Genomic DNA, 19,196 nt, shown 5'->3' with positions numbered 1-19,196 from the left:
ATGTCCAATACCTTGGCTGATTTTTTCTCCTTTGGGTAGAGAATTATTTAAACTTTTAAAAAGCTCAAATAGTTATTCTCTAATGTCTTTTGAAAGTGTACACTTCTTAAAAGCAAATGAAAAATAATAGAAAAAAAGAAGCGTACTTTTTCAAAACAATATACTTTTAAAATCCATAAAATTCTGACTGCTTTTAGGAAGATTTTTGTGGATATCTTGGGGGAATTATGGTAGTCAAAAACAATTTAATTCTTTGTGCTAACTAAAGTAATAGTACCTGTAAGATTATTATTTGAAATATAATCTAGTATAAAATCTTCCGCCTCCTTTTTGTGGGCTGGTGAAGAAGAAAATGAATTAAGGTAAAAGTCATCATTTTCATCAATAATGTGAATAATTTCAGTGTACTTTTTGGCAATTAATGCACCTTTTAATTTTAATACTTTAAGCTCATCACTATTGCCAATTTCCTTTTTTACACGGAGTTTAATAGTCTTGTTCATTTTGTAGGTTTTTATTATTGTGCACCATAAATCAAAAACATTCCTAAACAAGAAAGAGACCCTGTAGAGTCTCTTTTTCTGAATTAATTTAGATAATGGTATACTGGTATACTGAGTATATCATTATCATAGTTTATATATAATTAAACAAATATTCACTGTAACACTAGAAGAGCTTCGTTGTAAATATCTACTTGGCAAAGATATTCATCATACAAGAATTAAAGATTTTTTGCTGTAGTACTTTCAGTAATGTTAAATTTTCAAATTAAATTAATTTTATCAAATTCTTCGATTGTCTTATAACCTAAAAATGAATGTCTTCTCTTTTTATTATACCAATTTTCAATGTATTCGTATACGTCGGCTCTCATCTGTTTTCTCGGCAGAAGTTTGTTTCGATTAATTAATTCTTTTTTAAAAGAGCTGAAAAAGCTTTCGGAAACGGCATTGTCAGTATGATTTTGTTTACGGCTCATACTGCGTCTAACACACTTATAAGAGTCTAATGTATTAGTGAAAATTTTATTAGCATATTGAATACCTCTATCAGAATGGAAGATTAAATCTTTAGTGATTTTCCTGTTATTTACTGCCATTTCCCAAGCGGGCAAAGTTGTTGCTTTAGTGCTCATTTTGGTACTTAAACTCCATCCTATGATTTTCCTGTCAAATAAATCCATAACAATGGTAAGATATAAAAAGCCTTTGGTTGTTTGGATATATGTTATGTCTGAAACCCAAGTTTTAGCAGGCTCATTAACTGTAAATCCTCTATTTAAAACATTTGGAACTACATAGTGATTATGATGTGAGTCAGTTGTTACCTTATAATTTCTTTTAACTTTGCTACGTAAACCCAACATTCTCATATAAAATTTTACTGACGAGTTTTTTATTTTAAATCCTCTGCTTTGAAGTTCTTTTGTAATTTTGGTGCATCCATATCTTTGCTTAAATTCATAAAATATGGATGTAATTTCTTGTTTTAATAAAATCATTCGAGATTCTGTATCTGTAAGCTCTTGTTTTTTTCTTCTATAATATGTAGTTTCCGATACTTCTAATACGGCACATATTTTTTGAATCGAAAATTCAGATTTATTGTTCTCAATGAATTGTTTAGTCATTATTTTTCCTTGCGAAACATATTTGGTTCCTTTTTTTAAAATTTCCAGCGTAATTTTTGAATCTTTAATTTTCTTTTCAAGGTTAAAAATTACAGCCTGCTCAGGAGTTAATTTTACGTGACCAGATCCGCAAAAACTCCCTGTTCCAAATTTTTCAAAGTCTTGTCGCCATTTGTACAAGAAATCTGGAGCTATTCCCAATTCTCTTGCAAAACTTGCAATTTGCCCCTTGCCTCGCTCATAACTTAATTTAACTACATTCTCTTTGAAAGAAGGCTCGTAATTTTTCATAGTCTGAAGTTTGATAATCTATAGTAGAATGTCTTTTTAATGTAGATTTCCAAGATATTCAAATATTTTTTGTTCCATTTGTTCTTTAGGAAGAAGTATATTTAAATCGACTAGTTCAGATTTAAGGGAAGTAAAAAAGCTTTCACAGATAGAATTGTCAGAATGATTTCCTTTTCGATTCATACTTCGTCTAATAAACTTATAAGAGTCTATTTTACTGGAAAGCATATTGTTAGAATACTGAATTCCTCTATCAGAATGAAATATTAAACCTGTTTTTGTTTTACGATTTTGAACAGCCATTTCCCAAGCTGGTATTGTAGTTTCTTTAACGGTTAATCCATTGCTTAGGCTCCACCCGATGATTTTCCTGTCAAATAAATCCATAATAATGGTTAAAAATAAAACTCTTTTCTTCGTTTGGATGCGAGTTATCCCTGAGACCCAAGCTTTAGAAGGTTCTTCAACCGTAAATTGTTGATTTAAAATATTAGGAAAAGCACAACGATTATAACGTGAAACAGTTTTGATTTTATAATTTCTTCTTATCTTGCTAACGAGACCTAGTTCTTTCATATACTTAGCAACTTGTCGTTGTTTTGTCGTAAAGCCTCGACTTTGTAATTCTGCAGCAATTCTTGCACTGCCATATATTTCTTTGTATTCAAAGAATATGGAAGTTATTTCTTCTTTTAATAAATTTGTTCGACGTTGTGTTGGGGAAATTACTTGCTTTTTCCATTTAATATATGCGTTTCTATTTACTCCAAAAACTTTGCATATTTTTCCAAGTGTATATTTTTCTACATTATTTTCAATAAAATGATAAGTCATTAGTTTCCCTTGAGAAACATATTTACTCCCATTTTTAAAAATTTCAATTTTAAGTTCTGATTGTTTAAGCTCTCTTTTAAGTTTTATTTTTTGTTTGGAAAATATTTTTTCTTCAGGGGTTAATCTCGACTTTCCAATTCCGCAAAAACTCGCAGTGCCATATTTAAGCAGCTCCTGTCGCCATATAGTTATAAGTGAAGGCGCTATATCAAGTTCTCTGGAAGCTTTTCTCACACCTCTTTCGGAACCCAATTGGATTGCTTTTACTTTAAAATTACGGTCATAAATTTTACGTTTCTCCATTTCTTAAAGTTCAGATTCTCTTTTAAGTGAATTTAAAAAATATAAATCACATAGATACATAAATAATTTGTAGTTTATTTAATGTGTAGTGAATGCATAAACTTTAATGAATTGAATAACTAACTCGTATTATAAATAATAAAAGATAAATAAAAGATAATGGTATACTGGGTATATCATTATCTTTTATTATTTATATAAAGGTTATTTTCCTTTTAGTAATTTTTCCAAATATTCGACTTTTTCTTTCTCGGCTTGAACTAATCGTTCGTATAGTTTTTTGTTTTCTTCATAAGCATCAACCAATTTATCTAAAGGATTGAATGTTGGCTGGTATTGAAAAAAAGATGCATTGTCATGATTATTTACAGTATTCCCAATAATATTAAATACAGCTTCGTCACTATAATTTTTTATGCCATCAGCAGTAACTCCTAAAACTTCAGCAATTGCCTGTAGTTTTTCTTCGTCAACTGTTTCGCTTCCCTCAATGTTAGAAACGGATTGCTGGCTTACTCCAATTGCAGTAGCAAGGGCTTCTTGTTTCATTCCTCTAAGCTCTCTAATTCGGCTGATATTTCTGCCAATATGTTTTGGTTTTGTTGCTGTGTCCATAGCTCAAAGATATTTAAAATTCGTTTAAAAAAAAGGCTTTGGTAAAAAACAAGCTTGCTTTTGTGGGTTACAATTTCGAATAGTTCGGTACGGTACAATCTATTGCTTACTTGCTGTGTATTAAACAAAAATACAATTTTTCAGAGAAGTATTAATTAAATAAGCAAAATTATGAAAGCAATTGACAACAAAGAATTACAAATAATTAGTAAAGTTATTATTGGAAGCATCAGTACTAACGGGATTTACTGTTTTGGAGAAAAGAGGCAAACCCAGCTTTTCTATACTCCTTTTCAGGAATCTGTTAAACAAGAGGAGTATATTCATTTGTATCTCTTAGTTCTTGCAGAAGAAACCATAGAAAATGCGACCAATGATATTTGTGATAAAATAAAAATAAAAACGCAAGGACGTATAACTACTACACTGCTTATACATCAAATGCAGAGTCTTAAAAAATTGTGCGACGACCAGAAGTACTTTTTTTGGAACATTATGCAAAACGCCGACTTATTATTTCAAGATGCAAACAAACCTCCATATCTGATTATTGATGGAATTCCAAAAAGAAATCCAAAATCCACCTCGCTTTATGTAGCAAATAGGAAGAATACTATTTCCACCATTTGGAACTGGGTTTATAATGATGATGATATTAGTTCCTCAGTTGAAGTAAAAATGTGTGGTCTTCATCAAATAGTGGAACAAACTTGTTTGGCTTTGATTCGTGTTTTTATGGGATACACCCCCAATTATTTTTCATTAGAGCATTTATTTAATCTTTGCGCGTATTTCACCACAATGACAACAGATTTTTTTCCTCACAAAACCAAGCAAGATCAATCCTTGTTTAAGCTACTTAAACAACAGCCAAATACCCTGCGTTTTAGTAAAGCTAATGATGTTGATTATTTGTACTATGAGCTACTGGAAGAAAGATGCTGTAAATTTAAAAATCAGGCGGATGAACTCATGCGGAAAGAACTTGGGAAAGCAGAGCAAATAGAGAGTGTAGAAGGTCAAACCAATGTAAATAAATAAAGGTCATGGAAACAAATGAAATTAACAAATTAGAGACTATTAAAAGATTAACGGTCAGTTGTCTCAGCACTTTGAGACCAGTTGACAATAAAAACAGGATGCACACTGCTGAAATTAAAGTATATGATTATTATGAGCTTGCCTCAGTAATAAGAAACCTGATGAGGTTATGTATTGTAGCTCTGGATCATGATAGTGCTGAACTTCCCATTACAATAGAAAACAGGTCGATAGATGTCGGGCTTATTTTGGGGATTGCCTTGCAGTTATTTCCAATTGATGAATTTGAACTTTTAAATGAAATCAGCATATTGTTTCCTGCAGGTTGTGAAAATGAAGACGAAAATATTTCCAAGCAATAACAATCCACAGCTATCATAGATATATTTTGCTTATGATCGTTACAAATCAAGATCTTATCTTTATAGCGATAGATGATTGTTGAACAAAAAAGACCAGTGATGGTCTTTTTTTAATGGAGGGGACTTTACAAATGAGAAATGATGATGAGAATGAAAGAGGAAAATTAACAGCGGAGCAAGCTGTAAAAATGCTAAAAAAAGAGAATGTAGATGTAACACTTGACCAAGCAGGATTAATCTTGGAGTTTTTAAGAAAACTAGCAAACCTAACAATTTCCAACTATTTAAATCAAAAAGATGAGAAAGATAGCAGACCTATATGTGAGAGTAAGTACAGACGAACAGGCGGACAGGGGATATTCCCAAAGAAATCAAGAAGAAATGCTCGTAAAGTACTGTGAGATACATGCAATTGAGATAAGGGATATTATTTACGAAGATCATTCAGCAAAGACATTCAATAGACCACAATGGAAAAAACTATTGATTAATTTGAAAAAGTTGAAAAACAAGTCTGATTTAGTACTTTTTACCAAATGGGATCGATTTAGCAGAAATGCTGGTGATGCGTATCAGATGATAAGCATATTAAGAAAGTTAGGGGTAGAGCCACAGGCAATAGAACAGCCTTTGGATCTTGCCATTCCTGAGAATAAAATGATGCTGGCATTTTATCTTGCAGCTCCCGAAGTTGAGAATGATAGAAGAGCCTTAAATACTTTTCATGGCATGAGAAGAGCAAGGAAAGAAGGTCGATATATGGGGCTGGCTCCTTCTGGTTATGTAAATAAAATAACTGAGGATGGTAAAAAGTATATTGCTTTTGATGAACCAGAGGCAAGTATTATCAAATGGGCTTTCCATGAAATATCCAAAGGTGTTTTTAATACGGAACAAGTCTATCTTCAAGCCAAGAAAAAAGGACTCAAAGCAAGTAAGAATAATTTTTGGAGATTGATTCGTAATCCGCTTTATTGCGGAAAGATTTTAATTCCAAAGTATAAAGATGAAGAAAAGCGTTTTGTTATTGGCACACACGAACCATTAGTACCACAAACACTCTTTTATCTTGTGCAGGATGTTCTTGATGGTCGAAGAAAGAACTTTAGAACAAAAGTAGTGACCAACGAACCATTTCCTTTGAGAGGCTTTTTTAAGTGTCCTAAATGCGAGAATATGTTAACTGCTAGTATTTCTAAAGGGAGAAACAATTACTACTCTTATTACCACTGCCGTAAGGGTTGTACTTATCGTATAAGTTCAATAACGGCAAATAATATTTTTTTGGAGAATTTGAATATCTATATTCCTAAAGTTGAATTTGTAAAACTCTATGTTCGAATAATGAATGAGTGTTTCAAAGAAAACACAAAAGAAAGTCAAGAGGAAAAACAAAGAGTAATTTCAGAGCTTAAAGAATACGAGAAGCGACTTTCATACATTAGGGATCTTTTGGCTTCTCAACAATTAGGGGTAAAAGATTATATTGAAATGAAAGAGGATTATGATGTTAAAATAAATAGATTGGATTTAAAATTGTCTGCTTTAAATGAAAATCAGATAGATTTAAATGATTTACTTAAAGTTGGCATCAAAAACCTCCTAAAGCTTGACAAATGCTGGAATACCGAAGATTTAATGAAATCTAGAGATTTGATTGGTTCGATTTTCCCCGAAAATTTTACAATTCAGGAAAATGAGTTTCGAACCGCTAGGATAAATGAAGTTGTGAAGATTGTTTATATAATTAACAACGAACTAGACCCAAATAAAAACGGGACCAAGAAGGATATTTCTTCTTTGTCCCATCAAGTGACCACGGTGGGGACAAAGTCCATCAGTTTCTTTATTTTTTAATATTTTCTAATACCCTATTTTTATTGGGTTTATTGTGTTTATTTGCGTATCTAAGCGTATTAAAAAGTAATTAAATATCGGTTTGGTTAAGTAGATGTTAAGTAAATTTGAATTTATAGCTATATTTGCTGAATCAAACTAGTAATGTGAAATTATGGCTACTTTAAAATATCTACTGCAAAGTAAAAGTGAAAATTCTCAGATTTATATTCGTTATTCCATTGACAGAAAAAATGTATTATGGAGAAAGTCAGGTCATGTCATTGATTCAAAATATTGGAGCGAAACTTTATCACAACCAGTTCAGAAAACTGATGCACTTAAAAACTTGAAGTCCAAACTGGATAAGCTTTCTATATTCATAAATGACAGATACAATGACGGTGTAAGTGCTGGAATTGAATTTACTGGTGAGTGGCTACAACTTCAAATTGACGTGTTTAACAAAAAAACGCCTGTTGTTGAATTGGATGTTTTGACTAACTACATACAAAAGTATATCGATGAAGCACCTTTCAAGCAAAATCAAAAGAAAGAGCTTGGATTGAGTAAGGGACGTATTCAGAATTTAAAACTTTTCAAGAATACAATTTTAAAATATGAAGTTGAGGCTTTGAAGGGTAAAAGTATTTTGGTCAAAGAAGTAAATTTGCAATTTCTTGAAAAATATAAAATGTGGATGTTTGGCAAAGGTTATTCTACTAATTATGTTGGAAAGAATATTGCTAATTTTAGAACAGTGTGCCGAGATGCTTTTAAGAATGATATTGAAACCTCAACACAAGTTAAGAATTTCAAGGGCGTATCTGAAAGTAGAGAGCCTCAGGATATTATAGTTTTAAGTGAAATGGAGCAGGAATCTATTAAAAAGGCTGTGCTTACTAGAGAAGCGTTGATAAATGCTAGAAAATGGTTGTTGTTGGGATGTTTAATTGGTCAACGTGCTGGTGACTTGTTAAGTATTACTGAAAACAATATAAAAGAAATTTCTGGTGCTAAAATCATTGAATTAAAACAACAAAAAACTGGAAAATTAGTCGCTATTCCATTGCTACCAAAAGCAATCGAAATAATAGAAAGCGGAATGCCTTATAAGATTTCTCTTTCTCGTTTCAATGAGTATATTAAAGATGTATGTAAAGAAGCAGAGTTGAACACTCCAACAAAGTGGAGAAAGAAAGAAACGCAGGGAGAACCTAGTGTGATTAAAGTTTCTCCAAAACATGAAGCTATTAGTAGCCATATCTGCAGACGTTCTTTTGCAACCAATTTTTACGGAAGGATTCCGACTCCTATTTTAATGAATATTACGGCACATAGTACTGAGCGTATGTTCTTATCTTATATAGGAAAAACCACCTATGATAATGCACATCAAATGTTAGAATATTTTAGTAGATTAGCGGATAAGTAAATTGTTTTTACCTTCATTATAAAAATTAACAATCAAAATTTATGACGGATACCGAGTTGAAATTGTTTTATGAGAATATTAATAGCGTGTCTTCTTTTTCAAGAATTCGAAAAATATATGAATTGACAAATAATTTAGATGAATATTTATTGTATCAATTAAAAAGAGATTTTTTTATTTTTTACATGGAAAGATTAAAGAATAAATTATCAGAGTCAAAAGAATATGAGCAAGAAGATATTGATGTTATTTTTGGAGATGTGCTATTAAACGAAGATTTTGAAAATTATTTAGAGGAATTTGAATTGTCTTTTTCGAGTGCTTTTGATTACGAATACCTTGAAGAAGCATTAGATATAACAAAGGATTTCATAAACGAAATAGAAGATTTAATAAACATAGAAAATGCTAAAAAAAGACTCCAAATAGGATATTACTATGATTATGCTCAAAATACTTATTTGAAAGTTAAAACTGATAAAGAGATTGAGGAAGAAAAAAAATTAGAAGAGGAGGGCGATGAGGAAGAAATCGTAGAAACTGGTAGTATTTCTATTGCTATGAAGGTGATTTATTTGGAAAGGCTCGGTATTATTGAACTCTTAAAAAACAAAAAACCATTTAATACTTCTAGAAATAGTATGGCTAAAGTTTTGAGTAGAATCATTGGAGCTAAAGTTGTTTCAGTACAGCCATTGCTTAATTCTATATTGAGTAAAGATACAGACAGTAGGCACAATCCTCTGAATTCTGAAAAAAATGTAGAAATTGTAGATGACCAACTTATAAACATCGGGTTTGATTTGAAGAAAAAATAAATGATTTATCGATGATGTTTTGAATAAATGATTTCTTTAATTTTATCTTCACTTAATTCATAACTCTCTCTGAAGCTAATTTCTCTTAATTCTAAAGCTCTATCTTTCATGTAGCTGTAGTATTCATTATATTTACCAACGCACAAGGTTATAATAATTATTTGAGTGTTGTTTTCAAGTTCGTGTTCTATATCTTCAACATAGAAATAATTAATTGGTATCAAAGCACTAACAAAGGGTACACTTATGCTGTCACCAATTCTTGGTAAATGGGTTAAATAATCAACTGTAAATTGGCATCTATAATCAAAGTATCTAATGTAAAAATGATAAATAACTTTTTTGAAACTTAAGTTTAATTTGCGTTCATAAGTGAAAATTTCAGAATGCATTTTTAATAAAATTTTCCTTAAGGTATAGGGCTTTAGTCCAGTAGCCGATTCAACATCTTTTAGTTTAGGATAAGGAATATTTAAATCTTCATTTAGATAATCTTTGGCCAATAAAAATTCAATGATGGGTTTGTAATCTTCTCTGTTTGTGAAAAGTTCTTTTAATTGCTTACCGATATAAATAAAATCAATAATTATTTGTTTGATAGATACTTGAGTTTTCATTTTATTAATTTTTTAATATACCTATGTACTAAAAGTACTTGAATGAAAAACAGTGACTCATTCAATTGAGGTTTGTAGTGTTTGCCTCATATATTTGTAACCCAATTGTATCTGAAAAATTAAATACTACATCCACAAGACATTAATTATTGTTGCTTTTTATTTTTGGATAGTCCCGCATTGTAATATGTGGGGTTCTGAATCCGAGAAGCGAAGAAATTCAAAAATAATCCGACAAAAATAAAAAATAGAATAATTTGAAATATAATAAATCTTTTAGCAAGGATACTGGTAGGAAAATAATCACCATATCCCAAGGTTGATGATGTTACAAAACTAAAATAAATTGCGTCCGTATGTGTCACAAATTTTTTGTTTAAAAAATTTGAATAATGATTATTGAAGTAAGAATATATTACGGCAAAATAGAGTACAATTTCAATGAAATTTAAGAATAAGAAAGTTAAAGAACGCCTATATGAAACTGGTTCTGCAAATTCATTCGATAAATAAATAAGAGTTGCCAAATAAAGAACTGTTTCTATCATTAGATAAAATATGATAGCTGTCATAAAGGCATTTGAAGTTAAATCTAGTTTGAAAATCAGAATGGGTATTAGTATTTTTATTATTACATATAATTCAACGTATAATTTTCTACTGAGTAATCCATATTTGCCAGAGACATGTCTCACTAGTAATCCTGGAAATATAAATTGAGATATGGCTAGAAATAACCTAATGAATCTTTCAGTACCAAAATCATTATATTTTTTATTCTTCCATATTCGCATAATATTTAAACTATTGTTTTTATATGCTGGAATTAATTTTTTTTTTAGTCTTGCTTTCGGTTGACCTTTAAAAAGTATATCTAAAAAAGTTATAAGAGCTAAATAATATGTAGTTATTTTTTTTTCTGCCATTTTATATATTTTTTTAACATTAGTATTCGATATAATAAAGTATAAAGCCAATTTTTTGATAAATGTACTTTATTAATTAATTTGATTTCATCATCTACATCCTCATCTTTTCTGTAATAATGCCAATCTATTTTGTAACCCATAGTTTCAAGTTCAGCTTTTATTTTTTCTTTTGATTCGCCATCAATAATTAAGTTAAGAAGTAGAGGTTTATATTCCTCTTGCTCATTTAGTGGAATAACACTTTTTTCAATGCTTTGAACCCAAAACCGTCCATTTTGTCTGCCAATTCTTTTTTCTCCAATATAATCAAATTTATCATCCAACATATATACAGGTGTATTTATCATCATGTCAATTGAATTGGTAAAAGGGTCTGTTTTCGAAGACACTTCCTTTATTTTTCTATCATGATAAAGCAAATCTCCAGGGACTAAAAAAATAGTTAAAGTACCATTTTTTTTAAAATAGTTTTCATTTTCAACGGCAAACATTAATGCTACTCTCCAGTCTATTGACCAATCCATTAATCTTGTTAATAAACCAATATGTTGTGCTTGAAACAATGAATACCACTTATTTTTTAATTCATAACCTTCATAATCTTGAGTGAAAGGTTCTCTTATGTAATCCTTTTTAGTTTTTATTAACTTATAAAATTTATTATAAATATCATTTTCTATTTTACTTAATTCTGAAGGTGTTTTGTTATATCTAGCTAAACCAGAATTTAATTGATAACTTTCTAAACTATGACCTCGATAATTTTCCATAATATCAAAGTAAATTCTTAAATTTTGTATTTCACTTATTATTGGCTTCAAGTCATTGATTGAAGTTATTTTTGAATTTTGATATTTAGCGATTAGTTCTGGTATCATATTTAATTTCATATTATAAACTCATGTATATATCATCCAATTCCTCTTGTCTAATTCCTAAGTACCTTTTTGTTATCGCTTGTGATGAGTGATTGAATAATTCACTAAGGTATAAAAGGGCTTTATCACTTTCTCCATTATTAGCCCAAACTTGGCGACCAAACGTCTTTCTGAGTGAGTGACTGCTAATTGCAACGTTTTTAGTAGCAAACATTTCTTTTAGTTTACGGTTTACATATTGTACCGTTATTACTGTTGATTGGTTTGAAGTAAAAATATAGCCACTTCTTTCATCTGTTCTTGTTTTAAGAACTTCGTAAGCGTTCTTGATGTTATCGTTTAATCTAATTACTCGCTTCTTATTGGTCTTAGATTCTACTAAAGAAATTGAATCGTTTTCTAAATCTTCAAATTTCAATTTCAGAATGTCAGAAATTCTCAATCCTGCATTTATGCCAAAAACTACTAAAAATCCTAATTTATAGTTTTTTTCAGTTTTGATGATTTTCATTGCTTTGTTCAATGTTGAATCAAAATTTAGATAGTCGCTAGTAGTAATTGAATTTTTAAGGCTCATGACTGTAATTATTTATTACTGTAAAGATAATATTAAAAGTTTCAAAAACAACTAAAATTAATCAAAAGTGAAACTTTTTTGATTGTAAAATTCGTCAAAAGACTGTTAGCCCTTTATTAGCAAGGGTTTAGCCAAAATAAAAAGTTTCACTATTGTTAGAAGTGAAACTTTTTGTTATTCCTATATAGAAGACAATCTGGATTTTACTTATTTATTGGATTTTAATTTATACTGATTCATTGATGTTACTAACTGCTATAATAACATCATTTTCAATATGACTACTTTTAGCTAATATAACATCAAGATAGTCGGCTCCAAGTTTACGTTTTAATTCAATTATATTAATTACTAGCTCATCATAACTGTTCTTTCCTTCACCTAAAATCAATCTTCTAAGAGTGAATTTTGAAAGTGTTTTGTATTTTTTAATATCTTTCAAAAGAGTATCAATAAATGAAATTAGGTTTTGGTCTAAATTATCTTGTTTAACTTTTAGTAATGATTTTAAAGAAGTATTCGCCTTAACCTCTAAAGTTGCCTCAGATTTACCAGTGCTATATTTAGGTTTAAACTCTTTAATTTCTTCATAAGACCTCCAGAATTTATGCGTTAAGGATTGTCGTTCTTCTTCAAACGTACACTTAACATGTTGTAATAATTCTTCGAAAGTTTTTTCGGTTGGTTTCCCTTCAAGCTTTTCTTGGTCAAATTGGTGAACAATTGAAAATAAAGCCATTCCTTTTTTTCGAAGCACAACGGTATTATTTTCAGTATACAACTTTGCAGTTTTTGTTCTGTTTGGTAATTTTTTAATTTTTTCAATTACTTCTGGATGGTTATTAAGCACTTCATTATAATCATTTCTGATTATTGTATTTATACTTAATTCCTCATGTTCTTCTGGATTCTGACTCATTTTTACAAACAGTCCACTTGCTGTTGGTTTTTCATCTGCATCAAACATTTTAGAATCTTCACCTAATGCACTATGAATCAAAAACATTTTTTGTTGTGCTATTTCTCGACTTTTTACAATATCTGCACCTTGTTCAGTTGGAAAGAAATTGTAAATATGTAATTCATCAAATACCTTCGCACTCATTCTATTTATCCTTCCAACACGTTGAATAACTCTTGTAGGATTCCAAGGAATATCATAATTAATAATTAAGCCTGCTCTATTTAAGTTGTACCCCTCAGAAAGTTTATCACTTGTTATTAGAACATCAAAATCATCAACTTTGTTTTTATATTTCGCATCAAAATTTGCATTCAACTCCAGTGCAAAATTCTTAGTGATACTACCATCACAAAACATAGCTCTACCACCTAATTCCTTCTCAAACAAAGTTTTCAAATGTCTAACTGTATCGGTATATTCTGTAAACAGTATCACTTTCCTTCGTGGTGAATGCTCATTTTTAATGACATTTTTGATAGTTTCTAATACAGCTTTTCGTTTTGGGTCATTTTGGACTAACTGCAATCCTTTAACCTCATCATTGATTCTTTCAAATAATTTAATATCATTTTTAATGTCGGTTAAAAACTTATCTCTAAATTCAAACTTATCAACCTCGTAGATTTTGGTATGTTTAGGTTTCTTCTTGAATTCAGCATTTTTTTCAAATTTTTCTAATGCATCCTTAATTGCTTCAAACGTAAAATCGTCAGCACCATCTTCATCATCATAAATGTATTCAATAACTTTTCTATCCATGACGTACCTATCGGAATGCTCAATGAAAGAAAGTACCATTTTATGCGTTCTTAAAAATCGCTCAATACTTTTTTCGAAAGCACCAAACGAACTCTCAAATCGTTTCACCAATAATCTTCTCATAAAGTCATATAAATTCCTTTGTTGTTGAAGTGCTCGGTTGTCATCCTCACTTAATTTATCTTCGTCTTTTAGCTTATTCTCATATTCAAAAGGTTTGTATATAGCTCCGCTAAAATTACCTTCTTCACTAAAATAATCGGTGATAATTCTATTGTAAAAATCTGATTGCTCTTTAGATAATGCAAAAAATTGTTCTTCTGGGTCTTTAACTGTTGATAGGTTTTGAATTTCATTTTTATATTCAAAATCTGTCTTTAAATCCAATCTGTTTCGTCTCAATACAACTGGAGTAATGATGTTTTTAATATCATTAGCCATCGCACTAACATTTTGTCTTACAATATGAATATCAATTGGAGGCTCAAATCCAAATAACTTAGTATAATCATTTTCAGCTTTTCTAAGCTTTTCTGGATTTAAAGACTGATGATACTTAATTATATTAGATAAGCGTTTAAAACGATAGTTATAAGCGTTAAACCTGCCTTCTAAATCTTGTTCTAATGTTATACCAGATTGACCAGGTATTATAAATAATTTTAGTAATGAAAATATATCTGCAGGAGAATTATTAAACGGAGTAGCAGTAAGAAGTATCACTTTTTTTCCTCTACAAACATCTAACAAAGCTTCGTAAGCTGATGTATCTTGGTTTCTAAATTTATGAGCTTCGTCTACAATAATTACCTCATAATCAAGGCTATTATTTAATATGCTTTCCGCTTCATTTTCTAAATTACCAGAACTTGCGATATCCCAATTATGAAGCTTGAATTTATTTTTATACTCCCACCATCCAGTGCCTTCTTTTTTGCTTCCAATTAAACCTGGAGGACAAAGTATAAGTCCTCTTTTACCTATTTGATTGGCAATCAATGACGCAATAATACTTTTACCCAATCCTACCACATCGGCTATTATTACACCATTATAAGTTTCAATAATACTCAACGCTTGGTTAACAGCATCTAGTTGATATTGATATTTTTCGAATCCATTACTCTCTAAAAGTCGGTCTACGGCACTATTTATTTTCTTTGCTTCTTGCAGTTCTAGGTAGGTTTTTAGGATAAGTGCATAGGCCTCGTATGGAGTTATAAGCGAAGCTTGACTCTTGTTTTTTAAAAAATCTATGATAATTTGAGAACCATTATGAGCTTCGGTAATTGGTATTGATAGTAGCCATAAATCATCAAAATACTTTTCGGCACTTTCAAAACCATAATCTTTAATCTCAACATTAAATTCTTCTTGGCCTTGCAAACCTGCTTTAGTTAAATTACTACTTCCTGTAATAAAACCTTGTTTTAAAATTTGAGATTCATTTAGTTTAAACAAGTATAATTTAGCATGATTAGGATTTAGAGTCTTACGAATTATCAAACGTCCGTCTTCTAACAACTGAATGAAAAAAGCAATTTGATTATAAAAAGCCTCATTATCCATGTCTGCATTGTTAATAGCATAACCCATCGATTTCATGAACTGGGTAAAATACTCTTCTTGGCTTAAACTATCATCTTTTACACCTACCTCAACAATGTTAGACAAGTATTTATCGACTTGTAAACCAACTAGTATTTTTATCGTTACATCTGGATTAGACTCTAGTTTCTGATATATTTCTTGCCATCCTGAAAAATAAAAAAAACCAACTAAAAACTTTAATTCTTTACTTGCAGATATTAAGGTTTCTAATCGTTTTTTTAGTGTAGCATTATCTCCGTTGTTTGTTATAAAATTATTACTCATTACTCAATTATAATGCTTTCATATTCATCTTTGCTTAATTCTAGTGTAGAATCTATTAATAGAACTTCATCGTGATTTAAATCATATAACTTATAAACGAATAAGTTTAGCTTGTTGTATTCAATTTTAAATTCATCAGTGCCATACTTTTTTTCTAAATTAGAATACAATTCTTTAAAAATATTTAACTTAGATACTTCTATTAATTTTATCGGTAAGGTCTCTAGAAATGTTTTTGAAATATTTACAGTTAAATCAGAATTATTTGAAAAGTTATTAGCATAAAACCAGTTAATTAATTTTGAATTTAACAAACAAGTTATAAATTCATAATACTCTCGATATTCTTTTTTAAGAACTATATTATTAGTTGAAGCAAATGATTTTCTTTTCATTAAGTCAATTGCAGCTACAAGAGGCATTTTCCCACCACTTATTCTTTGCATAACAATCTTTTTTTCTTCTTCCCAAAGATATTCTGGTCTAGTACGATGAATTTCTTTTTTATTCCAAACTATAAAATTCGAACATTCTCTTATATTAAATCTTTTAATGTCCTTTCCTTCGATTAAATCGAAAGAATTCTCTTCTCTTGTCTCAAAAATTAAATGTTTATGAGCTACAATTCCTTCTATAATATCAATACAATAATTGCCAAAATCATTTTTTGAATTACTAATCTTATTAGATAAATTTGTTTGCTCCTCATCTAACATTATGTTAAACGTGTAACTTGTGTTATTCAAAAATACACTTTGATGAATTTTCTTTTCATGATAATCTCCGTTTACAAGAGATTTCACATCCGTAATTACATTGGCCATGTCACTTCCCACTGCTTTGTTTCCAATTTGAAAGACAATCGTAGAAGCAGTTACTTTATTAAAAATTCCAGCTCCTAAGTCAACAATCGAGATAATGTTATTTTTATTTAATATATCAAATCTAATAACATCATAAACAGTACCTCTTAAAATATTATTTGGGATTATATATGTAAGTGTCCCTGTATTACTAATTAATTTTTTACCTAAAAGTAAAAAAATAGCGAATAAGTTAATTTTTCCTGCTTGTCGAGACTTAGATTTTTCAGGCAATGCAATTCTTGAAAAATATTCCTTATTAACATAATCCTTAAAACCACTCCCAAAATTTACATCTCTAGTATAAACATAAGGAGGATTACCAATAACAATGTCAAATTTTTCTATTCCAAACATCCATTGAGGGTCAAACCATGTTGATGCTTCATCTCCAAATGGATTCCAACTCATTAATTTAAAACTTCTACTTTCGTGGTCGGCAAACAAATTATTTTGAGAACTAAATGCTTTTTTTTGCACTCTAGAGAAACGTTCTTTAATATCCGACTTCTTTTTACCTGAACTTTGTAGGTAATCTCCTCTCAATTGTTCTAATAGTTGAAGCTCTTCAAATTTATCAAACATTCCTTGCTGTCCACCGTCTTCAGGTAGCCCAATTAGTGTATTCGCTGTTACAAATTTAAATTCAAGGTTTGGTAAAGGCTCAATCCCTCTGTTTTCTGCATTATCATAGATACTTTCGTCAATAACTAAAGATAAAAAACTTCGCAGTTTAGAAATTTCAGTAGCTATCGGTTGTAAATCCACACCATAGATAGAGTTTTGTATTACTCCCAATTTTCTGATGTAATCTGGGCTTTTAGAATCCAAATGTTCTTGCATATACTTTCTAGCCAATGCATTAGGGATATTTTTAATTTGCTTTTCCTTCCACCAAATTGCATCAGGGTCAAGTTTATGTAAAATAGTTATGATTTTATGTAATGCTCCCATCGGGAATGCTCCCGAACCACAGGCAGGGTCTAAGATTTTAACGATATTAAGTGCTTCTAAAATTTCAATCGTTTGTTCTTCATCAAATTCATTAATACCACCTTCTTTGTATAGGTCTTGTAAAGCAACCTCATCAACTATTGACGTTTTTGTCTTCAAATATTGATTGATAGATTGTTCCACCATATAATCAACAATTTCTCTAGGTGTATAAAAACTTCCCGTTGATTTTCGGGCACTTTTTTCGGTATCTGGGTCTATTTCTGCCAAAAGATTTTCAAAAATAGTTCCTAACATTTCTGGGTCAATACTTACCTCAGCATCGTTAAGACTGTTCTCATCAATAGTAAAATTAAATTGTTCTAAAACTTGAAAGAACTTAAAAAACCATTCATTAGGTATTCTTAGATTATGAGCAACTTTATGAATACCGTTACTGTCTCTAGGAAAAAAATCATCGACATGAGGTTCAAACAATCCGCCATTTAAAAATGGAATGATGTCGTGGCCATCAGGTAAATCATAAATTGTTCTTTCATCTTGCTTTTTATTAAGAATAAGAAAAAACAACTTTTCTAAATAATCATGATAATAGTTAAATCCACCATTACTTAAAAGTTGAACCGTGTCTGATTGCAACCAATTTTCAGGTATAAGAGGTAGTTTATTTGGGGATTTTTTATTCTTCAAAAACCAACAAAATATCATTCTACCGATTAACCTTACCGAAAACTCTTGATAAATTTTTCGATTTGCTAATGGAGTTGATGGTAATTCTAAAACAGCAGTAAAATCATATTTCTTACTAGCGATGCTGATTTTACCACCAATTAATTCATAAAATGCTTTAGATACTTCTTGATAAAATAGTTTATTTAATGGCTCAACACTAAAAGCTTTTATAATTTCATCAAGTGAGTTGAAACTACATTCTCCAACTTGTTTTATAAAAGTTTTGTTTGATTTGTTTTTATCTACAAAATATGTGTACCGTTTAAAGTCTGAATAATTTCGCTTCTTACCTAAATAGTTTGTATTTACCAAACTGAATCTAAAGTTGCCTTCATCATCATAAAATACAAAAATAGAGGCATCCTTACTCTCTTCTTTTAATATTTTTTTTGCTATTTCGTATTGATTTTTCTTTCCAGACTTTTCTGTTAAAGAGTCAGTAGTTTTAGACAATATTACAAGTAGGTCATCACCATTAAGATTAGCCTCACCAATTTTCTCAATTGATTCGTATTTTTCAAAAACCTCATCTTCAAACAAATGACTTAAATCTTCATCATCTGGTTTAAACGTTGGTATTTTGCTTCTTAAATATTGAGTTAAAATTTTTGAGCTAAAATTGTGGATGAGATTATCGATGTGCATATTTCTTTGTGATTTTAGCTCTAAAGGTAAAAATTTTTACTGTTTATAGTATTTTAAATTATAGTTTTATAACTAATTCAAAATATCATTTTATATACATTGAAAATATTATTTCTAATTAATTAAAACGATTCACGAGCATCATCAATAAAAAAGCCACTATTGATAGTAAATAGTGGCTTTTTTAAATAAAACGTTGGAGTAAATACAGGAGCATATAGGTACAAAAAGGGAG

The 19,196-nt window shown here is 29.8% G+C and carries 15 protein-coding genes; 5 read left to right on the top strand and 10 right to left on the bottom strand.

Going from position 1 to position 19,196, the window contains the following annotated elements:
* Positions 1-245 precede the first annotated feature (245 nt).
* From DOS84_RS13055 to DOS84_RS13040, 4 genes are all read right to left on the bottom strand, one after another.
* Positions 246-503 carry a hypothetical protein gene (locus tag DOS84_RS13055; protein WP_111410565.1) on the bottom strand — a complete coding sequence of 86 codons (258 nt, stop codon included), beginning with the start codon at positions 501-503 and terminating at the stop codon, positions 246-248.
* Between the two features lie 263 nt (positions 504-766).
* Complete coding sequence (locus DOS84_RS13050; protein ID WP_424320177.1) at positions 767-1,924, bottom strand: IS3 family transposase; 1,158 nt, start codon at positions 1,922-1,924, stop codon at positions 767-769.
* A 36-nt stretch (positions 1,925-1,960) separates the two neighbouring features.
* Entirely contained in the window at positions 1,961-3,061 is a 1,101-nt protein-coding gene (locus DOS84_RS13045) for an IS3 family transposase (RefSeq protein WP_111410563.1), read from the bottom strand.
* A gap of 204 nt (positions 3,062-3,265) precedes the next feature.
* Positions 3,266-3,676 carry a helix-turn-helix domain-containing protein gene (locus tag DOS84_RS13040; protein ID WP_111410562.1) on the bottom strand — a complete coding sequence of 137 codons (411 nt, stop codon included), beginning with the start codon at positions 3,674-3,676 and terminating at the stop codon, positions 3,266-3,268.
* Between the two features lie 171 nt (positions 3,677-3,847).
* Between DOS84_RS13040 and DOS84_RS13035 the strand changes: the two genes are divergently transcribed.
* From DOS84_RS13035 to DOS84_RS13015, 5 genes are all read left to right on the top strand, one after another.
* Positions 3,848-4,717, top strand: coding sequence for a hypothetical protein (locus DOS84_RS13035; RefSeq protein ID WP_111410561.1), 870 nt, complete (start codon positions 3,848-3,850; stop codon positions 4,715-4,717).
* Between the two features lie 5 nt (positions 4,718-4,722).
* A complete protein-coding gene (locus tag DOS84_RS13030) occupies positions 4,723-5,079 on the top strand; it encodes a hypothetical protein (protein ID WP_111410560.1) in 357 nt (118 codons plus the stop codon).
* Between the two features lie 297 nt (positions 5,080-5,376).
* Positions 5,377-6,936 (top strand): recombinase family protein, encoded by a 1,560-nt coding sequence (locus DOS84_RS13025; RefSeq protein WP_111410559.1) that lies wholly within the window; start codon positions 5,377-5,379, stop codon positions 6,934-6,936.
* A 154-nt stretch (positions 6,937-7,090) separates the two neighbouring features.
* The gene (locus DOS84_RS13020; RefSeq protein WP_111410558.1) at positions 7,091-8,350 is read left to right on the top strand and encodes a phage integrase SAM-like domain-containing protein; all 1,260 of its coding nucleotides are present in this window, start codon (positions 7,091-7,093) and stop codon (positions 8,348-8,350) included.
* Between the two features lie 122 nt (positions 8,351-8,472).
* A complete protein-coding gene (locus DOS84_RS13015; RefSeq protein ID WP_124020646.1) occupies positions 8,473-9,168 on the top strand; it encodes a hypothetical protein in 696 nt (231 codons plus the stop codon).
* A gap of 5 nt (positions 9,169-9,173) precedes the next feature.
* Here the strand turns inward: DOS84_RS13015 and DOS84_RS13010 are convergent, their stop codons facing one another.
* From DOS84_RS13010 to DOS84_RS12985, 6 genes are all read right to left on the bottom strand, one after another.
* Positions 9,174-9,785, bottom strand: coding sequence for a hypothetical protein (locus tag DOS84_RS13010; RefSeq protein WP_111410556.1), 612 nt, complete (start codon positions 9,783-9,785; stop codon positions 9,174-9,176).
* 146 nt (positions 9,786-9,931) lie between these two features.
* Entirely contained in the window at positions 9,932-10,711 is a 780-nt protein-coding gene (locus tag DOS84_RS13005; RefSeq protein ID WP_111410555.1) for a potassium channel family protein, read from the bottom strand.
* Complete coding sequence (locus tag DOS84_RS13000; RefSeq protein ID WP_165830437.1) at positions 10,693-11,592, bottom strand: FRG domain-containing protein; 900 nt, start codon at positions 11,590-11,592, stop codon at positions 10,693-10,695. The genes DOS84_RS13005 and DOS84_RS13000 overlap by 19 nt, the downstream gene beginning before the upstream one ends.
* Positions 11,593-11,605: 13 nt before the next feature.
* Positions 11,606-12,169, bottom strand: coding sequence for a tyrosine-type recombinase/integrase (locus tag DOS84_RS12995; protein WP_111410553.1), 564 nt, complete (start codon positions 12,167-12,169; stop codon positions 11,606-11,608).
* 226 nt (positions 12,170-12,395) lie between these two features.
* On the bottom strand, positions 12,396-15,767 hold the full coding sequence (locus tag DOS84_RS12990; protein WP_111410552.1) for a helicase-related protein: 3,372 nt from the start codon (positions 15,765-15,767) through the stop codon (positions 12,396-12,398).
* On the bottom strand, positions 15,767-18,961 hold the full coding sequence (locus DOS84_RS12985; protein ID WP_111410551.1) for an Eco57I restriction-modification methylase domain-containing protein: 3,195 nt from the start codon (positions 18,959-18,961) through the stop codon (positions 15,767-15,769). Before DOS84_RS12985 ends, DOS84_RS12990 begins: the two co-directional genes overlap by 1 nt.
* Positions 18,962-19,196 lie beyond the last annotated feature (235 nt).

This window comes from Flavobacterium aquariorum, assembly GCF_003254745.1.
GTDB classification, from domain to species: Bacteria; Bacteroidota; Bacteroidia; order Flavobacteriales; family Flavobacteriaceae; genus Flavobacterium; species Flavobacterium aquariorum.
The sequence above is the reverse complement of the archived record's forward strand: the minus strand, read 5'-3'. Positions and strand labels throughout refer to the sequence as shown.